At 73.3% G+C, this 19,872-nt stretch carries 19 protein-coding genes; 4 read left to right on the top strand and 15 right to left on the bottom strand.

Translation table 11 applies throughout. The annotated features are described in order from the left end of the window. Positions 1-36 precede the first annotated feature (36 nt). Positions 37-474 carry an endonuclease domain-containing protein gene (locus AC6JBM_RS15735; protein WP_497984347.1) on the bottom strand — a complete coding sequence of 146 codons (438 nt, stop codon included), beginning with the start codon at positions 472-474 and terminating at the stop codon, positions 37-39. 589 nt (positions 475-1,063) lie between these two features. Here AC6JBM_RS15735 and AC6JBM_RS15730 point away from each other — a divergent pair. From AC6JBM_RS15730 to AC6JBM_RS15720, 3 genes are all read left to right on the top strand, one after another. Next, positions 1,064-2,479 carry a coiled-coil domain-containing protein gene (locus tag AC6JBM_RS15730; protein WP_497984346.1) on the top strand — a complete coding sequence of 472 codons (1,416 nt, stop codon included), beginning with the start codon at positions 1,064-1,066 and terminating at the stop codon, positions 2,477-2,479. A gap of 237 nt (positions 2,480-2,716) precedes the next feature. After that, the gene (locus AC6JBM_RS15725; RefSeq protein ID WP_190257344.1) at positions 2,717-3,061 is read left to right on the top strand and encodes an RNA polymerase-binding protein RbpA; all 345 of its coding nucleotides are present in this window, start codon (positions 2,717-2,719) and stop codon (positions 3,059-3,061) included. Positions 3,062-3,283: 222 nt separating this feature from the next. Continuing rightward, entirely contained in the window at positions 3,284-4,417 is a 1,134-nt protein-coding gene (locus AC6JBM_RS15720; protein WP_497984345.1) for a pentapeptide repeat-containing protein, read from the top strand. Positions 4,418-4,838: 421 nt separating this feature from the next. On the opposite strand, the gene AC6JBM_RS15715 is transcribed toward AC6JBM_RS15720, so the two are convergent. Then, entirely contained in the window at positions 4,839-5,183 is a 345-nt protein-coding gene (locus AC6JBM_RS15715) for an STAS domain-containing protein (protein WP_497984344.1), read from the bottom strand. An 80-nt stretch (positions 5,184-5,263) separates the two neighbouring features. On the opposite strand from AC6JBM_RS15715, the gene AC6JBM_RS15710 reads away from it, so the two are divergent. Next, positions 5,264-7,018 (top strand): MFS transporter, encoded by a 1,755-nt coding sequence (locus tag AC6JBM_RS15710; RefSeq protein ID WP_497984343.1) that lies wholly within the window; start codon positions 5,264-5,266, stop codon positions 7,016-7,018. 208 nt (positions 7,019-7,226) lie between these two features. On the opposite strand, the gene AC6JBM_RS15705 is transcribed toward AC6JBM_RS15710, so the two are convergent. From AC6JBM_RS15705 to kdd, 13 genes are all read right to left on the bottom strand, one after another. After that, a complete protein-coding gene (locus tag AC6JBM_RS15705; RefSeq protein WP_497984342.1) occupies positions 7,227-7,586 on the bottom strand; it encodes a hypothetical protein in 360 nt (119 codons plus the stop codon). Between the two features lie 106 nt (positions 7,587-7,692). After that, positions 7,693-8,340 carry a GNAT family N-acetyltransferase gene (locus AC6JBM_RS15700; protein WP_497984341.1) on the bottom strand — a complete coding sequence of 216 codons (648 nt, stop codon included), beginning with the start codon at positions 8,338-8,340 and terminating at the stop codon, positions 7,693-7,695. A 159-nt stretch (positions 8,341-8,499) separates the two neighbouring features. Continuing rightward, complete coding sequence (locus tag AC6JBM_RS15695; RefSeq protein WP_497984340.1) at positions 8,500-9,057, bottom strand: hypothetical protein; 558 nt, start codon at positions 9,055-9,057, stop codon at positions 8,500-8,502. Positions 9,058-9,192: 135 nt separating this feature from the next. Continuing rightward, positions 9,193-9,822: a nucleoside/nucleotide kinase family protein gene (locus tag AC6JBM_RS15690; RefSeq protein ID WP_497984339.1), complete on the bottom strand. Its 630-nt coding sequence runs from the start codon at positions 9,820-9,822 to the stop codon at positions 9,193-9,195. Further along, complete coding sequence (locus tag AC6JBM_RS15685) at positions 9,819-10,328, bottom strand: FxsA family protein (RefSeq protein ID WP_497984338.1); 510 nt, start codon at positions 10,326-10,328, stop codon at positions 9,819-9,821. The genes AC6JBM_RS15690 and AC6JBM_RS15685 overlap by 4 nt, the downstream gene beginning before the upstream one ends. Before the next feature lie 16 nt (positions 10,329-10,344). Then, positions 10,345-11,151 (bottom strand): polyprenol monophosphomannose synthase, encoded by an 807-nt coding sequence (locus AC6JBM_RS15680; RefSeq protein WP_497984337.1) that lies wholly within the window; start codon positions 11,149-11,151, stop codon positions 10,345-10,347. Continuing rightward, positions 11,148-12,806 (bottom strand): apolipoprotein N-acyltransferase, encoded by a 1,659-nt coding sequence (lnt, locus tag AC6JBM_RS15675; protein ID WP_497984336.1) that lies wholly within the window; start codon positions 12,804-12,806, stop codon positions 11,148-11,150. The genes AC6JBM_RS15680 and lnt overlap by 4 nt, the downstream gene beginning before the upstream one ends. 622 nt (positions 12,807-13,428) lie before the next feature. After that, a complete protein-coding gene (locus tag AC6JBM_RS15670; RefSeq protein WP_497984335.1) occupies positions 13,429-14,625 on the bottom strand; it encodes a glutamate mutase L in 1,197 nt (398 codons plus the stop codon). Further along, on the bottom strand, positions 14,622-15,002 hold the full coding sequence (gene kal / locus AC6JBM_RS15665; RefSeq protein ID WP_497984334.1) for a 3-aminobutyryl-CoA ammonia lyase: 381 nt from the start codon (positions 15,000-15,002) through the stop codon (positions 14,622-14,624). Before kal ends, AC6JBM_RS15670 begins: the two co-directional genes overlap by 4 nt. Next, the gene (gene kamE, locus AC6JBM_RS15660; RefSeq protein ID WP_497984333.1) at positions 15,002-15,733 is read right to left on the bottom strand and encodes a lysine 5,6-aminomutase subunit beta; all 732 of its coding nucleotides are present in this window, start codon (positions 15,731-15,733) and stop codon (positions 15,002-15,004) included. Before kamE ends, kal begins: the two co-directional genes overlap by 1 nt. Further along, positions 15,733-17,277 (bottom strand): lysine 5,6-aminomutase subunit alpha, encoded by a 1,545-nt coding sequence (gene kamD / locus AC6JBM_RS15655; RefSeq protein WP_497984332.1) that lies wholly within the window; start codon positions 17,275-17,277, stop codon positions 15,733-15,735. The genes kamE and kamD overlap by 1 nt, the downstream gene beginning before the upstream one ends. A gap of 16 nt (positions 17,278-17,293) precedes the next feature. Then, positions 17,294-18,799: an amidohydrolase gene (locus AC6JBM_RS15650; RefSeq protein ID WP_497984331.1), complete on the bottom strand. Its 1,506-nt coding sequence runs from the start codon at positions 18,797-18,799 to the stop codon at positions 17,294-17,296. Beyond that, positions 18,796-19,806: an L-erythro-3,5-diaminohexanoate dehydrogenase gene (gene kdd, locus AC6JBM_RS15645; protein WP_497984330.1), complete on the bottom strand. Its 1,011-nt coding sequence runs from the start codon at positions 19,804-19,806 to the stop codon at positions 18,796-18,798. Before kdd ends, AC6JBM_RS15650 begins: the two co-directional genes overlap by 4 nt. Positions 19,807-19,872: the final 66 nt, after the last annotated feature.

The following is a 19,872-nucleotide window of genomic DNA, read 5'->3' as shown; positions in this document are numbered from 1 at the left end:
CGTGAGCGGCACTGGGATCAGGAACGTGGGCGGACGTCACGACCGGTTGCTGCGTAGATACACCAATGCGCGGTCGACGAGGGCGGGGTTCTGTTCGATCGCGCCGACGAGAAGGTTGCACCGCTGGCAGAGGAGTCCCCGCACGACGCCGGTCGCGTGATCCCGGTCGACGGCCAGGCGTCGCGGCCGGCCCTTGTACGTCGCGACCTCGACCGTCTCGCAGAGGGCGCACAGACCGTCCTGCTCGGCGAGCTTGGCGGCGTAGTCCTCGGGCCGGATGCCGTGTTCGGTGCGCAGGACCTGGCGGTGGGCTTCGGCGCCGCCGGTCTCCGCGTATCTGCGCCGTCGCGCGCTCAGCGTGCACGTCCTGCAGTCGGGCCGGTAGCCGCCGGCGCGGACCGTGGACGGGTTCTTGTAGAACCCGGTCACGGGTTTGGTCTCGCCGCAGGTCCGGCACTCTTTCGTCACAGCCACCCGCCAGAAGGTCGATTGGACCAGACCATATTCGTACGCGGACCCGATGATCCGCACCTGGTCACTCCGGACGCGTCTGCGCAGGACGGCGCTGGGATCGGTCAGGCGGTGGGCTCGACGGCGGACACGGCGCCGCCGGTCTGTTGACGCCGCAGCCGCCCCTCGGTGTTGTCGTTCTCGTCGCTGGGCCTCCGAGCGGAACTCGCGGCGCAGCTACCCGGATTGCTCGCGAGTGTGCGCCGTGCTCACCGGGGCCGCTGGCTCCAGTCCACCGTCGTCGAAGTCCCGGCCAGTCCGTCGAGACGGCGGCGGCGCAGGACCTGGCTAGGGTGCCTGTCCCGACCGGCTGTGTTCGAGGATCGCGGTCGTGGCCTGCAGGTCTTCGCCTGGGACGAGGTCCCTCAGTGGTCGTACACCACACTGGCAATCTCACGTCGCACATAACCGTCATTATGGTGTATGCCTCGCCGGGGGTTCTCGGGCCGTCACCGGGCCGCCGGGCGGGAATTATTGAATTACCGGTAATAGCAATTCGATAATTCAGCGTGTCTGGCTGAGGTGCGGCGAAACCGTCGCCTACGCTGTGCCCGTGACTGAGTCTCGGATCGACGTGCGCGTCGACGCCAATGGTGACGCCGGCCGCGAGTGGGTTGTCGAGGACCACGGCGGCGACGATCGGCCGTGCGCGTATTGCGGGCGGCCGGTCCCCCAGCGTTCCGCGGCCGGGCGGCCGTTCCGGTACTGCCGCGACAACGACGGCGAATGCCAGCGCAACGCACGCAATGCGCGGATGCGGCAGCGGACGTCGCCGGGGCTGACGGGGCAGGTCGCGCGGGCGTTCGAGATCGCGGAGCGGCTCGATCAGGCGCTCAACGATCTCGTCGAGGCGCTGCACGCGGAGGTGTCGACGTCCGGGATTGAGCGGCAGGTTGCCGAGGCTCGGGCGGAGGCGGCGGCCGGCCTGGTCGCGGCGCACGCCGAGCGCGACGACGCCCGGGAGGAGACGCGGCGGGCGCGGGCGGCGCTGCAGGAGGCGCGGCATGAGGCGGCACGGCACCGGGCCGAGGCCGACTCGTCGCATGAGCTCGCGATGGCCAAGCACGGCGAGCTGCTCGAGGCCCAGGCGCAGCGGCAGGCCGCGGAGGACGAGACCGAGTTCGCGCGCGGTGAGGGGATGGCACGCGTCGCGGAGGTACAACAGCGGCTTGATGCCTCGGAAGCTCGGGCCCGGCGGGTCGCCGAGGAGGCCGAGGAGCACGGACGCCGGGTTTCGGCCGCGGCGGACGCGAAGGTCGCCGCGGCGCAGGAGGAGGCGGGGCGGCGGGTCGCCGAGGCGCACGCGGCCGCGGAGGCCCGGGCCGCGGAGATGAAGGCGGCGGCCGAGCAGGCGATGGCTGAGGCGCACGCGGCCGCGGAGGCCACGGTGACCGAGGCGCGGGCGGTGATGGAGCGGACCGTCGCCGACGTGCGCGCGGCCGCGGAGCGGTCGATCACTGAGGCGCGTACGGATGGTGATCGAAGGGTCACGGAGGCGCAGGAGTCGGCGGCGGAGCTGGTCGCCGCTGCGCGGGAGGCGGCGGAGCGGTCGATCGCGCAGTACCGGGAGGCGGCCGACACGCTCGGTGCGGAGCGGGATGCGGCCCGTCGGGAAGCGGCGACGGAAGCGGCCCTGCGGGCGGAGGCTTACCGGGAGCGGGACGCGGCCCGCGACCTGGCCGGCAACGCGTTGCGTGAGCGTGACGTGGCACACACGGCAGTCGAGCGTGCGCTGCGTGAGGGCGCGGACACGGAGGGCCGTCTGCAGCGGCGCCTGGACGCGGAGGGCGCCCGGGCGGCCGGCGCGGAGGCGGCGTTGATCTCCGCACGTGAGGAACTGGTCCGCTTGCGGGCGGAAGCGGACCGGGCACACGCCTGGGCGGATGACCTCCGCGACCAGGTGACACAGCTCACGGCGGCCCTCACCCGGCTGACGGTGTCCGGGAGCACGCCACCCGCCGGCGGGTGAGAAGCGTCAACCACCCGGGTGACCTGCCGAAACTACTAACGGTGAGCCGCGCCAACAAAACGGCCGATGTGGTCGATCATTGAAACCCAACGTAAAATCAGGGTACCGACCCGGCGACGAACCTACCGCAGCGCCAGGTCGGTCGTGTAATCTGCCCGCCCGCGGTGGGAATCGTCAGACCACGTGGCGTCGTTGGTTACAGCGAAGCGCAACACGATTCGAAGGGGAAGACCAACCATGGGCGAGCGCATGCTGCGCGGCAGCCGTCTCGGAGCCGTCAGCTACGAGTCCGACCGCAACACCGAGCTGGCTCCGCGTCAGACCCGTGAATACCTTTGCGCGAAGGGGCACCAGTTCGAGGTTCCGTTCGCCGTCGACGCCGAGGTCCCGATGACCTGGGAGTGCAAGTTCGACGGGAGCGTGGCGCGGCTGGTCGACGGCAGCGAGCCCGAGCAGAAGAAGGCCAAGCCGCCGCGTACGCACTGGGACATGCTGCTCGAGCGGCGCTCGATCGCCGAGCTCGAGGACATCCTCAACGAGCGTCTCGAAGAGGTTCGCCTGCGCCGCGGTCGTTCCGCGTAAACAGCTTCGATCGTTGTCGAAAGCCCCGGCCGGGTCGGCCGGGGCTTTTCGCCGTTCGGCCGCGGCGCCTGGATCGGCTGGCGGCTGAGCTGCCCCGCGGGCCGTGGTTCTGTCAGCGGGCTCAGTTCCCGTGAACCCGGGCGGCTATGAGGTCCGGGCGGCCGTAATGATGTTGCGGCGGTCCGTGTGCGCGGTAGCGTCGGGCCCGGACAGGAAGGGACCATGAACCCAGAGCTACGAGCCGACTGCTCCAAGTGCTTCGGCCTGTGCTGCGTCGCCCCGGCGTTCTCCCGATCGTCCGACTTCGCGATCGACAAGCCGGCCGGGCACGCGTGCCCGAACCTGGGCGAGGACTTCCGGTGCGGGATTCACACGCGGCTGCGGGATCGCGGATTCACCGGCTGCACGGTCTATGACTGTTTCGGTGCCGGGCAGCACGTCGCGCAGGTCGTCGCGGCGGGCCGTGACTGGCGGGCCGATCCGGCGTCGGCGCCGCGGATGTTCGAGGTGTTCGCCGCGGTTCGGATTCTGCATGAGCTGCTGTGGTACCTCACGGAGGCACGCTCGCTCCCCCGGGCCGCGCCGCTGGCCGCGGAGTTGGATGACGCGCTGTCGTCTACCCGGTCACTGCGTGATGCCGCCGAGGCGCTGACGCCTGAGATCGCGGAACGTCACCGGGAGCGGATCGCGCCGCTACTGCGTGAGGCGAGCCGGCTTGCACGGGAAAGCCGGGGTGCCGCTCGGAATGCCGGTAGCCGCCGCGACCAGGGAGCGGGTATCGCCGGGGAGCCCGGCGACCGTCCGGTGCAGGGCGGTGGCAGCCGTGAGCGTGATCCGGACGGGTCGGCGGTCGGTGAGGCTGGCGCGCTCGGTGGCATTGGCGCGGCCGGACCTGCTGCTGGTGCGACCGGGCCTGCTGCTGGCGCGACCGGGCCGGCGGTCCGTGTGGACGGGTCTGTGGTCGGCGCGGCCGGGGCGGCGATGGGTGGTCGCGATGGCCGGGGGCGTGATGGCCGGGAGCGTGATCGGGGCCGGGGGCGACGGTCCGGTTCGGCGGGGCGTCGGGCGGCGGCGCCGGTGCTCGGGCGGCAGTTGATCGGGGCGAAGCTGCGCGGTACTGATCTGCGCGACGCCGATCTGCGCGGGGCGCTGCTCATCGGCGCCGATCTGCGGGGCGCGGACCTGGGCAACGCCGATGTGATCGGGGCGGACCTCCGGGGGGCGAACCTGGCCGGGGCCGATCTGAGTGGCACCTTGTTCCTGATTCAGTCGCAGCTGGACGCGGCTGTCGGGGACGCCTCGACGAAGGTGCCTGCGCGGCTTCGCCGGCCGGCGCACTGGCCAAGCGGCGAATGACCGCGGTGGCCGAGTCCTGCGGGAGTCAGGGTCGCAGGAGTCAGGGTCGACGGTCCGCGCCGATGGCGCCCCGGCGATCGGTGCAGCCGGTGATCGCCGGTGGCGGGCCGATACTGCTTGCCCGTATCCCCAGCGCCGGTCACGTCGGCGTCGATCAGGCCGACCGGCACTTCGTCCGCCGATTGTGGACGGCTAGGGCAGGAACGGGGCACGCGGCGCCGGGTACCGGCGACCTGGCGCAGCCCGTTCGCCGGAACACGGCGCGGCCGATGCGTGTTGTCGGCCGAGCGGCGCGGCCCGGGAGAGGAAGTTCGACGTGAAGGGCGCTGCGCGGTGAGGCCTGCCGGGCGTCTGAGCCTGACCTTGGCATGGCCGGCAGTGCTGTGCGGTTGCGTGGCGCGTCCGTCGGTCCCGCCGTTGGTTACGCGGCGGGGGCGGGCTGGAGTGCCTCGGTGACTGTGGCGTGCACGGGGATCGGGCCGGTCAGACCGACCGTGCGTAATAAACGGGCCAGGAACGGCGAGGGGGCGGCGAGGCGCAGGAAGCCTCCGGAGGCGGCGCAGTGATTGCGGGTGTACGCGAAGGTGCCGAGGCCGATGGAGTCGCAGAAGTCGACGCCGGCGAGGTCGACCACGATGCGTGTGTGGCCGGCTTCGAGGAGCTGGTGCATCGCGTCGCGCAGGGCGGGGGCGGTGTTGATGTCGATGGCACCGTGGATGCTCACCAGGGCGATGTCGCCGTCACGGTTGGTCACTGCAATATGCATGACCAAATCCTGCCTGTGATGCTTACATTCCGCAGCATTGCAGGCACCCGATTGGGTGATGGCTGGTGAGTGCGGCTCGGTTGCTGATCGCCGCGGCCCTGGCGCGTACAGCTGATGCCGGTGCCGGGGTGGTGATCGTGCTGGCGTCGGTCAGCCGGTTCGGTGGTCCGGCGCAGGGGTCGCTGATTCTCGCGGTGTTGCTGGTGCCGCATCTGCTCGCCGGGCCGCTTGTCGGTCTGGTCACCGACCGTGCGCGGCATCCGGGTCTGGTGCATGCGGGGTTCGTTGCCGGGTTCGGCGCGGCCGTCGGCGGCATTCTGTCGCTGATTGGTCACGTACCGCAGCTGGTCGTGCTGGTGCTGGCGTTTGTTGCCGGGTGTTGCGGCTCGATGGTGTTCGGTGGGCTCTCGAGTCGGCTCGATGATGTGGTCGCGCCGGAGAACCGGGCGCGGGTTCGCGGTCTGGACGCGGCCACGTACAACGTGGCGGACATCTTCGGGCCGGCGGCGGGGGCGGCGCTCGCGGTGTCGGTGGGGGTGCCGGTCGCGGCGGTGGTGATCACGGCGGGGTGCCTGTGTGCGGCGGTGTTGTTGCTGACGGTGCGGGCGCTGCCGGTGGCGGCCGGGGGTGCGGAACCGGGACGCAGCGTTGAGCCGGCGGTGACCGCGGTGGCGTTGGTGGACCCTTCTGGGGCTGGGGCCGCATCCATGGCGTCCATGGCAGTTGCACCCGCCGGGGTCGTGGGAGACATGGCGGTGGGAGGCGCGGGGGCAGGAGACGGCGAGGATCGAGCGCGGCAGGGCGCACACGGCGGGGTTGACGTGCCGGCTGCTGGAGCGGGCGGCTGGGTCGAGGTGCCGGCCGCCGGACGAGGTGGCGGGGGCGAGGCGCCGGCTGCTGGAGCGGGCGGCTGGGTCGAGGTGCCGGCCGCCAAACGAGGTGGCGGGGGCGAGCAGCCGGCTGCCGGAGGAGGTGGCGGGGGCAAGGTGCCGGCCGCCGACGGAGGCGGCGGGATCGGGCTGGCGGCTGCCGCAGGTGGCAGCAGGGTTGACGCGTCAGTTGCCCCGGTCAGGGGCGTTGACGCGCGGACCGCCGGAGTGGGCGGCGGGGTCGAGGTGGCAGCTGCCGAGGGCGTGCCGGCGGCTGGAGCAGCCGGCGGGGGCGAGGTGCGGGCTGCCGGCGGTGACGTGGAGGCGCGGGGGTCGTTTGTCGAGGATCTTCGGGCCGGGTTCCGGGCCATTGTCGTCTCGCCGCCGTTGCTCGCTGTTACCGCCGCGACGTGTGTCGCGACGTTCGGGCACGGGATGATGGCCTCGATTGCGGTGTTGCTCGGGGTCGAGCATGGGCATCCGGCCGGTGGTGGGCTGCTGGTGACGGCGATCGGGGTCGGGGCGCTGGCGGGGTCGTTGCTGATGGCTCGGTGGCCGCTCGGGGTGGCGCCGCATCGGGTGGTGTTCGTGTGCCTGGTGGTGACCGGGGTTGGGCTCGCGGCGGTGCCGCTGGTGCCGGGCTGGGCCGGGGTTGTGGCGCTGTTCGCGGTGGTGGGGCTGTTCGATGGGCCGCTGTTCACGTCGGTGTTGCAGGTGCGGTCGAATGAGGCGCCGGCTCGGGTTCGGACGCAGGTGTTCACGCTCGGGTCCGGGGTGAAGCTGACGGCGGCCGCGATCGGGGCGGCGGTGTTCGCGGGGCTCAGTGGGTGGCCGCTGTGGGTGTTGGTGGTGGGACTCGGTGGGACGCAGCTGGTGGCGGCTGCGCTGGGTGTGGTGTTGCTGGCCTGGCGGCGCCGCTCGCAGGCCGGTGCGGTGGGTGGCGCCCCGCAGACCCTCGAGCCGTGAGAAAAGGCTGCGGTGGGTGACGCCCAGCTCGCCTTCGAGCCGTGAGCAGAGCCGGACGAGCTAGCTCACCGTCCACGAGCGGGTGCCGGTCAGGTGCCTCGAGCCGGACGCGTTGCCACAGATCCAACGTCGATGGCCGGAGACCGAGCGCAGCGGTACGGGCGGCCTCCCACGCTGGGGGACCGCCCGTACGGCTGCCGAACTCGTCCTACCGGTGGCCGCGGTGGCCGTAGTCCTTGGCGATGAGCAGCCACGAGCCGCGGCGGCCGTTGAATGCGGGTACGCAGGTGCCGTCGTCGAACCGGCCGCGCTGCTCGCCGACCCACGCGAAGAACTGGCAGGTCTTCTTGGTGTTGTAGCGGCCGGCGATCCAGGTCCGGACCTGGTCGCGGCGGCCGTTCCAGTTGCCGTTGCGGTCGCCGTCGTGGTCGTGCGGGCCCGGCTTCGCGGCGGTCGTCTGGCTGCCCGCCTCGGTGGACGCGCTGGCGGCCGTGGCGGTCATGCCGAGGACCGCGCCGGCGGTCAGGGTCATGGCGCCCAGGGCCAGGATTCGCTGTGCGTTTCGCATCGTGACTCCCCCTCGTGTCGTGATGACGCGATCACACTATGTAGCGGAAAGCCACAAATCTCGCGAAACGCATCACCCGTTCGGCCAGAGAGTGCACGCCGTGTAGTCAATCGATTACGGCGTGGGCCGGGCGGGTCAGGACGGTCCCGCCGGCGGTGAAGGGCTCGCGGTCCGCCGGGGTGAAACCGCAGCGCAGGTAGGCGTTCATGGCGGCGGTGTTGCCGCAGGCGAGCTCGAGTTCGACGGTGTCGTGGCCGTGGTCGTGGGCCCATCTGGTCACGGCGTCGGCGAGGTGGGCGGCGATGCCGCGGCCGCGGGCGGCGGGCACGACCCACATGCTGATCAGATGCGTCGTGGCCGGGTCGGCGGCGGCCACCCACGCACCCGCGATCCCGAGCGGCACCACACACGCGGACGGGTCATGCCGGTCGGCGGCGATCCCGGGCGGCATCCCCTCGGCGGCGATCCCGGCCGGCATTCCCGAGGCCGGCAGCACACCGCCGGCCCGCCGCCGTGCTCCGCGCGCGTCCGGTGCGGCGGCAGGCGGCGGCGAGACGCGGGGCCGCGAAGGTGGGAGGGGGCCGAAGGCGGTGAAGAAGGCGCCGCCCGCGGGCCACGTGCGCCAGTCGGCCTCGCCGCGTTTGGCCTCGCGGGCCCAGGTGCTGGCGAAGGCGTGCGGGCTGTCCTTGAGGGCGCTGAGCCGCAGATCCCGTTTGAGTTGCCATTCGCCGGGTGTCAGTGGGCGTACTTCCACGGGAATGAACCTTCCCAATTCACCCGCGAAAGGGCAAGAGGGGTTCCGCCCTACGAAAAGCCCCGCGCCGGCACGCCAGTCAGGTGACGGACGAGCACGGTCACCGCCCGGCAAGGTGGCGGTCCGAACCGGAGAAAGTAGCCGGCGGGGGCACGCCGCTCAGGTGACGGCGCGGTCCGTGTCGAGCTGCTGCAGGACCGGCCCGACGAGGTCGGACAGGTCCCGGACGAGCACGGTCACGGCCCGTGCCGCCGCGGCGACCACATCCTGCGGCGCGGCGTCCGCGTCCGGGGTCTCCGGCAGCCCCTCGAGCGGCAGCGGCGCCTCGATGAGCAGCGTGGTACGCAGGTGCGGGTAGCGGCTCAGGTCCCGGTCGGTGGGCTGGACGAACTGCCCGAACAGCTCGGGCCAGCCGCGCCAGCCCCGGTCGCGCCACCAGGCGCGGGTGGTGGTGAGCTCGGCGGGCAGGGGCGAGACGAGCTCGACCCGGGCGGTGAGCCCGCCGTCGAACGGGTTGCGGGCGCAGGTGGCGGACAGCACGCGCCGGTGCCAGCGCACGTAGCCGGGGTCGAGGATCGGCGGGGTGGCGAACGTCCAGGCGGTGCACGCGAACGTGACCGGGGCGATGTCGCCGAGGCTGTAGGCGAAGGCGTTCGGGGCGGAGGCGACGAGTTCCTCGTACCGATCATGGTCGCGGTCCAGCCAGAACGTCTTCACGCATCCGACGGTAGCCGCTGATCACGCCGCTGCCAGCCCCGTCCGCGCAGAGCCGAACCCGCAGGTCAGATGGCGGTCACGAGAGCCGCCGATCGCGCCGCTGCCAGCTCTGCCCGCAGCGCTGGACCCGCAAGGTCAGATGGCGGTCACGAGCGCGGGGTGGGCGGGGTCGTCGGCGCGTACGACGACGTCGGCCTGGTATTCGGGCATGACCTCGTCCCGGTAGCGCCCGTAGGCTGGCACGGTCCACGCCAGGCCGGCCGGCAGCCGGCGGGTGAGGGCGGCGTCGCTCTGCATGAGGTGGACGGCGACGTCGAAGTCGAGGCCGGCGCCGAGCAGGAACACCCCGGACACGATCACGACCCCGTGCGGCGGGACGTCGGCGTAGGCGGCGCGGGTGGCCCGGTCCAGCACCGGGTCCCACAGCGACGGCAGGACCCTGCCGGTGCCGCCCGGCCCCGCGGGGGTCAGCACCTCGCGGGTGAGGGCGCGCAGGTCGAGCCAGTCCTCGTAGTAGGCGTCGGGGTTCGTCCGGCCCCGTTCGAGGCGCAGCGACGCCGCGCGCAGGAACCCTCCGGCGGGCACGTGCAGGGCGAAGACGCCGGCATCGTGCAGTACACCCGCAACGGCCTCGGCGAGATCGGCGGTGCCGGCGGTGGGTGCCCCGTCGACGGCGACCCGGGCCGGGTGCGTCCCGGCGGTGGTGCGGGCCCGTTCGGCGAGGTCGGCGGCGAGGGCGGCGACGGTGACCGGGGAGGCCTTCACCGGGCCGGCGGGTCGACGATCTCGCCCTCGACGACGTCGCCGGAGATGCTGGGCGTGTCGCCGGGGGCGGGGGTGGTGACGGGGCCGCGTTCGGCGCGCACGACCCGCGGGCCGAACAGGTCCCCGGCCGCGGCGGGTGAGATGCGGCGTTCGGCGACGCGGCGGACCTGCCGGCCGGTGAACGCGCGGACCGGCGGGACGAGCAGCAGCAGCCCGGCGGCGTCGGTGATGAACCCGGGGACGATGAGCAGCAGCGCGCCGATGAGGCCGGTGAGGCCGTCGGTGACCTCACCGCCGGCGGGGCGGCCGTCGGCGAGGGTGGCCCGGAACCGCCGCCAGGCGCGGACCCCCTCCCGCTTGACCAGCATGCACCCGAGGATCATGGTGGCCACGCCGATGACGATGGCCAGGCCCCAGCCGATCGCCTGGGCGACCAGCACGAACACGGTGATCTCGGCGATCACCAGCAGGAACGCGCCGATTGCCGCCCAGCCGAGCCCTCGCATCAGTTCCGTCCCCTCCTCAGCGCCCCTGGTCGCTGCCCTTGGCCGGGCCGTTGCCGGCGACGGCGCGCTTGAGCGCGTTCCAACGGGCGGCGGTGCCCCACACGGTCACCTTCCACAGTGCCTCACGAACGATGGAGGAGCTCATCTTCGACTGGCCCCGTTCGCGTTCGGTGAACGTGATCGGCACCTCGGCGACCCGGAACCCGTCCTTGACGGAGCGCCACGCCAGGTCGACCTGGAAGCAGTACCCGTGCGACGCGATCGTGTCCAGCTCGATCTTGCCCAGGACCGGGGTCCGGTACGCCCGGTAGCCGCCGGTCGCGTCGCGCAGGTGCATCCCGAGCGCCATCCGCACGTACACGTTGCCGGTGCGGGAGATCGCCTGCCGGTGGAACGGCCAGTTGACGGTCTTGCCGCCCTTGACGTACCGCGAGCCGAGGACGACGTCGTTGTCGGCGAGCGCGTCGAGGAGCTTCGGCAGCTCCTCCGGGGCGTGGGAGCCGTCGGCGTCCATCTCTACGACGGCGTCGTAGCCGCGTTCGGTGCCCCAGTTGAACCCGGCGATGTACGCGGCGCCGAGGCCCTGCTTCCCGGCACGGTGCATGACGTGCACGGCCGGGTCGCTGCCGGCGAGCTCGTCGGCGATGTCGCCGGTGCCGTCCGGGCTGTTGTCGTCGGCGATGAGGATGTCGACGGCCGGGGTGGCCTTACGGACCCGGTCGACGATGATCCGGATGTTGTCGGCCTCGTTGTAGGTGGGGATGATGACGAGGACCCTGCCGACTCCGGGGTATTGGTTCACGCCTCGGTCGGGTGTGCTCACAGGTCCTCCTTGATGCCTGGCTCGGCAGTGTGGGTGGTGTCGGTAACCGTGGTGCGGCGCCTCCGCCCGATCCGGGCGGCGGCGATCAGTGCCATGGCGAGGGCGGCGATCACATATTCGGGGATCGCTCCCAGCCTTGTTGCAAGCGTACGTTCTGCGCCCAGGTGCAGCTCGGCGAGGATGACCCCGGGCTTGTCGAACTCGGTCTCGCCGCTGGTGGTGCCGGTGTGGCTGGCGAACGCGGAGATCCCGACGGTGGAGGCCATGAGCGCGTCGCGGCCGTGCTCGACGGCCCGCAGCCGCACCATGGCCAGCTGCTGGCGGGCCTCGGACTCGTTGAACGTGGCGTTGTTCGTCTGCACGGCCAGGATCTGCCCGCCGCCGGTGACGGTGTCGCGGACGATCCCGTCGTAGGCGACCTCGAAGCAGATGACGTCCCCGACGGTGGCCGGCCCGACCCGCAGGACGCCGGGTGCCGTCCCCGCGGTCATGTCGGTGACCCGGTCGACCTCCTTCGACACCATCCGGGCGATGCCGCGCAGCGGGATGGTCTCGGCGAACGGCACCGGGTGGCGTTTGACGTACTTCTGGACGGGGTCGCCGAGGCTGCGGCCGGGGTTGAACACGAGCCCGGCGTTCTCGACCCCGGTCTCGGGGCTGTACAGCACGGCCCCGACGAGGATCGGCGCGCCGACGGCGTCCGCGGCCTGGTCGATGAGCAGCCCGGCGTCGGTCTGCCGCAGCGGGTCGATGTCGCTGGCGTTCTCGGGCCACACGACGAGGTCGGGCCGCCGCGCGCCGGCCTTCACCGCGTCGCCGAGGGCGATCGTGGCCCGCACGTGGTTGTCGAGGACCGCCCGCCGCTGGGCGTTGAAGTCGAGCCCGAGCCGGGGCACGTTGCCCTGCACCACGGCCACATAGACGGATTCGCCGCCGGGATCGCCCAGGGGTACCGCCGCGGCCGCCCCGGCCACGGCGCACCCGGCCACGACCGCGGCCAGGGGTGCCACGGCCCGGCGGGCGTCGGTCCCGGCGCTGATGCCGCGCAGGACCGCGTAGGCGGCGAGCCCGCCGATGAGCGCGACGGCGAACGACACCAGCGGCGCCCCGCCGACCGCGGCGAGGCGCAGCAGCGGCGACGTGTCCTGGCTGAACGCGAGCCGCCCCCACGGGAACCCGCCGAACGGGGTCCGGTCCCGCAGCGCCTCCTGCGCGACCCAGAGCGCGCCGACGGCGACCGGCCACGCCCACCCGCCGTTGCGGCGCAGCAGCGGGCTGATCCAGGCCCCGGCGGCGCCGACGAGCCCGAAGTACAGCGTCTCCAGCACCGACAGCAGCAGCCACGGGACCATGCCGGTGTGCAGGTTCGTCCACGACAGCAGCGGGGTGAAGAACAGCGCCCCGGTGACGGCGCCGAGCCAGAACCCGCCGCGCAGCCGCCGCCCGTGCACGGCGATCGCGAGCAGCGCGACCGCGGCCGGCGCGGCCCACCACAGCCCGTACGGCGGGAACGCGACCAGCATCGCCCCACCGGCGACGGCGGCGGCGAGCAGCGCCGCCCATGTCGGCAGCGCGGGACCCGGGCCGGGCCGCGGCACGCCGGCCGCCGCGGGCGCGGCGGCCGCGTCTGGTTCGACCAACGTCACCTGCGCCATCCCCGAGTCGTCCGACCGTGCTTGCGGCTTGCGGCGCCCATTATGCGGGGTAAGTCGCCCGAACGTGGAATCGCGGGGTCATCGCCGCAATTTTCGGGGCGCGGGCCCCGGGCCCGGACCGGCCCGGCCGGCCGGCGCCGGGCCCGGGGATGGTGACGTCGGGCCGCGGACCCTGCGGTTGCCCGGGCGCGAACTGAAATGGGGGCGCGACCGTAGTCGCGCCCCGCGCTCCCAGGCCCTGTGTCCGGCCGGTGCGGCAGTGACGTTCGTGCGCGGCCTTCGTTCCGGCGCGGCACGAAGCTGGCTGCCCGTGCGCGTGCCGTTGTCTACTGGTCGCGTGATCCCCCCTGCCCATACACCGGTGGATGCCCGTTCGCAGCCCCCGCCGACCCCCGCCCGCTGTGGCCGGGGGCGTCTCGTCGGTTGACGAGGACGTCCGGCCTGTTGGGCGTTGCAGAGTAGCGAACCGCGGTCATCCTTCCCGAAGTAGGACGCAAGGACGTTACGCGCACGCTCGGGGGCGATGTCAACCGCCCCGGGGGATGGATTTCACCCGGGCGGCGTGTCGTGTTGGCGTGTCGGTGCCGGTTCACCCGGTAGCTGACCGGCTGTCACCGGCCGGTCACCGTGCGAGGCCGGCGCAGAGCGTGAGGGCCGCGTCGGGATGGTCGGCGGCGATGAGCCCGGCGGCGGCGAGCATGTACGTGGTGTCGACGGTCGTGCGGGGTGCGCGCGGCAACGCCCAGCCGCCGGCGTGGTCGTGCAGCACCGGGGCGAGGGCCGCCACAGCGGCACCGGGTTCAGCATGCCGGAACACACCCCCGGACGCCACGACCGTCGACACGTGTCGCAGGTCGCGTCCCGCCCGCGAGTGACGCCGCACCGCGATCGTGACCGCGGCCGCCGCCAGCCCGAGCGGGCCGTCACCGGCCGCGACCCGCTCCCGCGCCGCCGCCGCCCGGATGCCCTCCACGTTCCACCGCACGCCCAGATCACCCTCGACGGTCCGCAGATGCCACGACACCCCCGCAACAGCGTCCTGGGGCGCCTCACCGGGCTCCAGCGCCGAATACACGTCCGTGGTCGCCCCGCCCACGTCCACGACGAGCAGATCCCCGCCGACGGCCCGGGCCAGGACCCCGACACCGGTCAAAACCGCGTCCGGGGTCGCCGCCGACACCAGCCGCGCGAACCGCGGCCCGCGCGACAGCCGCTTCCCGCCGATGACGTGCCGGATGAACAGGTCCCGGATCGCCGCCCGGGCCGAGTCCGGGGCGGTGACCCCGATCCGCGGCAGCACATTGCCGGCCGCGACCACCGGCCGCCCCGCCAGCACCGCCAGCACCTCCGCCTGCGCGTCGGCGTTCCCGGCCACGACGACCGGCACCCGCCAGCGGGCCGCCGCGAGCCGCCGCGCGTTCGCCACGACCGTGTCCGCGTCACCGCCGTCGGTCCCGCCGCACAGCAGCAGCACATCGGGCCGCGCGGCCCGCAACGCCCGCACCGCCGCCGCCGTCAGCAGCCCCGTCGTGGTGTGCACGACCCGCGCCCCCGCCGACAACGCCACCCGGTACGCCGCGTCCGCCGACACCAGCGCCTCGAACCCGACAACCCCCAGCCGCAGCCCGCCACCCGCCGACGAGCAGCAGTACACGTGACCGACCGGCCCCGCCGCCGCCAGCAACGCGTCGACCCCGTCGAGGACGTCACCGCCGAGCGTCGTCGGATGCGTCGCGCTCGACACCAGCACCCCGGCCCGGGTGTCGACGACGGCGAGTTTCGTGTCCGTGGACCCGACGTCGACGCACGCGACCCTCACGGAACCACGACGGTCCCGGTCGCCGACACCGCCAACATCGGCGGGTCCAGCACCGCCGCCGCCGACGGGCCCCGCGCCGGGTCGGCCCGGCACGTGACATGACACGCGAACGCCACCGTCCGGGACCGGTTGCCCTGCCGGGTCACGGTCGCGGTCACCTCCACCACGTCACCGGCGTGGACCGGCGCGTGGAACGTCACCGCCTCGTACCCGGCGAACAGGCCCTCGTCACCGTCGGTACGGATGCACAGCTCCGTCGCCGCGTCACCGAACAGCCCGAGACTGTAGGCGCCGTCGACAAGGTTCCCGCCGTAGTGCGCGTGCGCATACGGCACATACCGGCGGTGCACCACGGTCGTCCCGGCAAGGGTGTCCATCAGCGGCTCCGGATCGTGTGGGCGAGGTACGACGCGACCTCGCGGGGGGTGGTCCCGCGGCCGAAGATCCGGTCGACGCCGAGCTCGGCGGTGGCCAGCTCGTCGAACCTCGGACCGCCGGCGACGAGCAGCGGCCGCCGCGCGGCCGGGAACGCCTCCCGGAACGCGGCCGACATCGCCCGGACATTGTGCAGGTGGGCGTCGCGCTGGGTGACGACCTGCGACACCAGGACCGCGTCGGCCTTCTCCGCCACCGCCGCAGCGACGAGATCCGGCACCGACACCTGCGCGCCGAGGTTCACGACCCGCAGCTCCCGGTAGTACTCCAGGCCCTTCTCCCCGGCGATGCCCTTCACGTTCAGGATCGCGTCGATGCCGACGGTGTGCGCGTCGGTGCCGATACACGCCCCGACGACGACGAGCTTGCGGCGCAGCCGGGCCCGGACGGCGGCGTTGACGTCCTTCGGCGACAGCAGCGGAAAGTCGCGTTCGGCGACGACGACCTTCCCCGGCTCCACGAGATGGTTGACCCGGCCGTAGACCACGAAGAACGTGTGCTGCTCACCGATCGGCCGGGCGTGCACGACCATCGCCGGGTCGACACCCATCTTCCCGGCCAGCTGCAGGGCGGCCCCCTCGCCGCGTTTCCCGGCCGGCAGCGGCAGCGTGAACGACACCTGGATCATCCCGTCGCCGGTGGTGTCGCCGTAGGGGCGGACGACCTCGTGCATCACGGCCTCCCGGTGAGCAGCGCTTCGGCGGGGTTCCAGTAGTCCCCGGCCCGGCGGGCGACCCCGTCGAGGCCCTTGCCCCGGTCCGCGGGCCGGCGCATGATCCCGAACGTGCCCTCGCCGATCGCGTCGAGCAGCCCCTGCCCGCCGATCCGCTCCAGCAGCTCGACCGCCTCGGCCAGTACCGTCGCCGCCCGGTCTTGAATGAACGGGCCGGGCACGAAATCCTCATGCAGGTTCCCGGCGGCGCGCAGCACGTAATGGACGTTCTGCAACGCGATGTCCCGGTCCGACAGCCACGGCGTGACGACCGCCTCCGTCATCATCCCCACCAGCAGGATCCCCTGCCCGGTCAGCGCCCCGGCGAGGTTGAAGAACCCGTCGAGGAGATTGCCCCGGAACACGTCCCCGGTCATGTGCCGCGTCGGCGGCATCCACTTCAGCGGCGCCCCCGCGAACAGCTCCCGGGCCAGCAGCGCGTGCGCGAGCTCCAGCCGGAACGACTCGGGCAGATCCGGGTTGATCTCGAACGCGTGCCCGAGCCCCAGCTGCCACGTCTGCAGCCCGGCCTCCCGCGCGAAATACTCGTTGAGCAGCTGCGACACCGTCACCGTGTGCGCGGCGTCGACGGCGTCGGCGGTCGTCAGGTAGTTGTCCTCACCGGTGTTGATGATGATCCCGGCCCGGGCGTGGATCTGCCGCGAGAACCGCTGATCCACGAACGTGCGGATCGGGTTGATGTCACGGAACAGAATCCCGTACATCGAATCGTTGAGCATCATGTCGAGCCGCTCGAGCCCGGCCAGCGCCGCGATCTCCGGCATGCACAGCCCCGACGCGTAGTTCGTGAGCCGCACGTACCGGCCCACCTCCCGCGACGTCTCGTCCAGGGCGGCACGCATCAGCCGGAAGTTCTCCTGCGTCGCGTACGTCCCCGCGAACCCCTCCCGGGTCGCACCCTCCGGCACATAGTCCAGCAGCGACTGCCCCGTCGACCGGATCACCGCGATCACGTCCGCGCCGGCCCGGGCCGCCGCCTGCGCCTGCGGGATGTCCTCGTAGATGTCGCCGGTCGCGACGATCAGGTAGATCCACGGCCGGCGGGGCGGTTCACCGAGCCGGGCGATGAGCCGCTCCCGTTCCCGGCGGCGCCGGTCGATCCGGGCGATCCCCCGCCGGACCGCGGCCGCCGCCGGACGCCGGGCCCGCCGCGTCGACGGCACCGCGAACCGGACACTGCCGGCCGCCGCCTTCTGCGCCAGCAGCGTCACGTCCGCGTGCCCGTCGCCGATCAGCGCGTCGAACACCGGCCCCAGCACCCCGTGCTCGAGGCCGATGTCGGCGACGACCGCGTCCACGAGCCGGTTCACCCACGGGATACCGTCCGGGTCGGCGCCCTCGACCCCGGCCAGCCGCAGGGTCGCACGTTCCACAGCGACGGTGGTGTGGGTCCGGGCGAGGTCCACGACGGGCCGGCCCGCCGCAGCCGCCAGCGCCCGCGCCCGGGCGACCACCGCCGGGTCGAGGCCGAGTTTCCCTGCCACCACCGTCTCCTTCTGCTCAGGTCGTCCAGATCCCGGTCCCGGCCAGCACGGTCGTGCGGGCCGCCGGCGTGTCGTCGCCGGTCAGGACCCCGGTCAGGGTCTTCGTCGTGTCCCACACGGTGAACGTCGCCGTCCCGCCCGGATTCAGGACACCCTCGTCGTCGACGCCGACGGCCCGCCAGCCGCCGCGGGTGTGCGCCGCGAACGCCGCCTTCGCCCCGATCCGCTGCACCGGGTTGTGGTGGCGCATCGCCGCCCGGCACGACCCCCACGGGTCCAGCGGCGTCACCGGGCTGTCGGACCCGAACGCCAGCAGCACACCGACCCCGGCCATCGACCCGATCGGGTTCGCCGCCAGGGACCGCACCGCCCCGAGCCGCTGCGCGTACATGCCGGTCTCGCCGCCCCACAACCGGTCGAACGCCGGCTGCACCGACGCGACGATGCCGTACTCGACGAACTTCGCGATCGCCGCCTTGTCCAGCAGCTCCGCATGCTCGATACGGTGCCGCCCGGCCCGCAGCCGCTCCACACCCACCTTCGCCGCCGCATACCCGAACCCGGCCAGCACCGTGCCGATCGCCGCGTCGCCGATCGCGTGGAAGCCGCCCTGCACCCCGTGCGCGGCACACCCGACGAGATGCTCCCCGACCTGCTCGGCGCTGAGATACCCGTGCCCGCACCCGCCGTCACCGTCGTCGAGGTACGCGTCGTGCAGGTGCGCGGTGCGGGCGCCGAGCGCACCGTCGGCGTACAGGTCCCCGGCCGCGCCCCGCGCGCCGAGCTCCCGCGCCTTGCCCGCCGCGCCGGCCTCACCCCACAGCCCGAACACCCGCGGGAACGCCGGGCCGTGCCCGAGCGCCGCGGTGAAGTCGGCCTCGCCGGAGGTGCCGGGCCCGCCGCACTCGTGCACGGCGGCGATCCCCAGCGACGCCGCGTGCCGCAGCGCCGCCTCCTGCGCGGCGCGGGTCTGCGCCGCCGTGATCGACGCGTACGCGGCCTCCCGCACCACATGGTGGGCGTCGCGGCGCAGCCAGCCGCCGTCGTCGTACCCGGACGCGGCCTTCGCCTCCGCGGTCAGCAACGCGGTCGAGACGAGCGCGGCGTGCACACACGTCCGGGACAGGTACACGGCCCGCCCGCCCCCGGCCCGGTCCAGCTCACCCGCGGACGGGGTCCGCTGGTCGGCCCACCCGGACTCGTCCCACCCGTGCCCGATCACGACCGCGCCGGCGGGCAGCGCCGCGGCGTGCGCGGCGACGGCGTCCAGCACGTCGCCCGCCGAACGCGCCCCGGTCAGGTCCAGGCCCTGCAGGGTGAGACCGGTCGCGGTGGTGTGCACGTGCGCGTCCACGAACGCCGGCGTCACCAGGGCACCGGCGAGGTCCACGACCCGGTCCGCGCCGGCCGGGGCGTCGGCGTCAGGGCCGAGCCAGGCGATGCGGCCGCCGTCGGTGAGCAGCGCGGTCGCGGACGGATCGGCCGGGGTGTGGACGCGTCCACCGCGGTAGAGGGTTCTCATGCCGCCCAGTCTGCCAACCGCGGCGCGAGCCGCGCCTCGAAGAGGGCCCGCACACCCGGGTCGGAGCGCAGCAGGGCGATGGCGTACTCGGCGTGGCCGGGCACGAACCCGTTGCCGATGAGCATCGTCACATCCGCGGCGAGCCCCTCCGCGCCCAGCGCCGCCGCCGGGAACGACGTCGCCATCGAGAAGAAGATGACCGTCCCGCCCGGCCTGGTCGCCAGGATCGCGGCATGCTCGCAGCCGGGCACGTCGACGCACACGACCGTCAGGTCCGCCTGGACGAGACCGCTGAGCGTGACGGCGTCGCGGGCGTCGGCGACGACGACCTCCGTCGCCAGCCCCGCCCCCTCGAGCAGGGCACGTTCCCGCTCGTCGCGCACGACCCCGACGGTGTGGTGCCCGCGGGCCGCGGCCAGGGCGAGACTGCCGGACTTCCCGGCCGCGCCGAGGACCAGCACCGTGCCCCGCAGGTGCCGCTTGACGAGGGCCGGCGCCCCGCACACGTCCAGCACCGCCAGGGCCAGCTCCGGCTCCAGGTCGCCGGGGAGCACCGCGGCGACCGACCGGGCGAACAGGATCGCGTGGCCGTCGCACGGCACCTGCTCGCTGAGCCCGTCCCACCGGCGCAGCCCGTCGGTGACGGCGAGCGGGGTGAGGGTCAGCGACACCAGCGTCGCGACCCGGTCACCCACGGCCAGGCCGAGCGGCGAGCCGGGCCCGACCGCCTCGACGGTGCCGATGAGCATGCCACCGGAGCCGGTGACCGGATTGTGCATCTTGCCCCGCGCCGCGATGATCCCCGCCACCGCCGCCCGGATCGCCTCGCCGTCACCGTCGTGGGCGCCGGCGAGCTGCCGGTACGAGGCCGCGTCGAGGTTGAGCCGCTCGACCCGCACCCGCACCTCGTCGGGCCCGATCGGCGCCGACGCGTCGAGGCGCTCCGCCGCCTGCGGCAGCACCCCGCGGGGCGCGACCACGCGATGCAACCCGATCGGCGAACTCATTCTTCCCGCACCACCCCACCGTTGACCGAAGATTTTCCGGCACAGTAACGCGACTACAGGATATCT

This window comes from Dactylosporangium thailandense (assembly GCF_059739745.1).
This window is presented reverse-complemented; position numbering and strand designations above follow the sequence as displayed.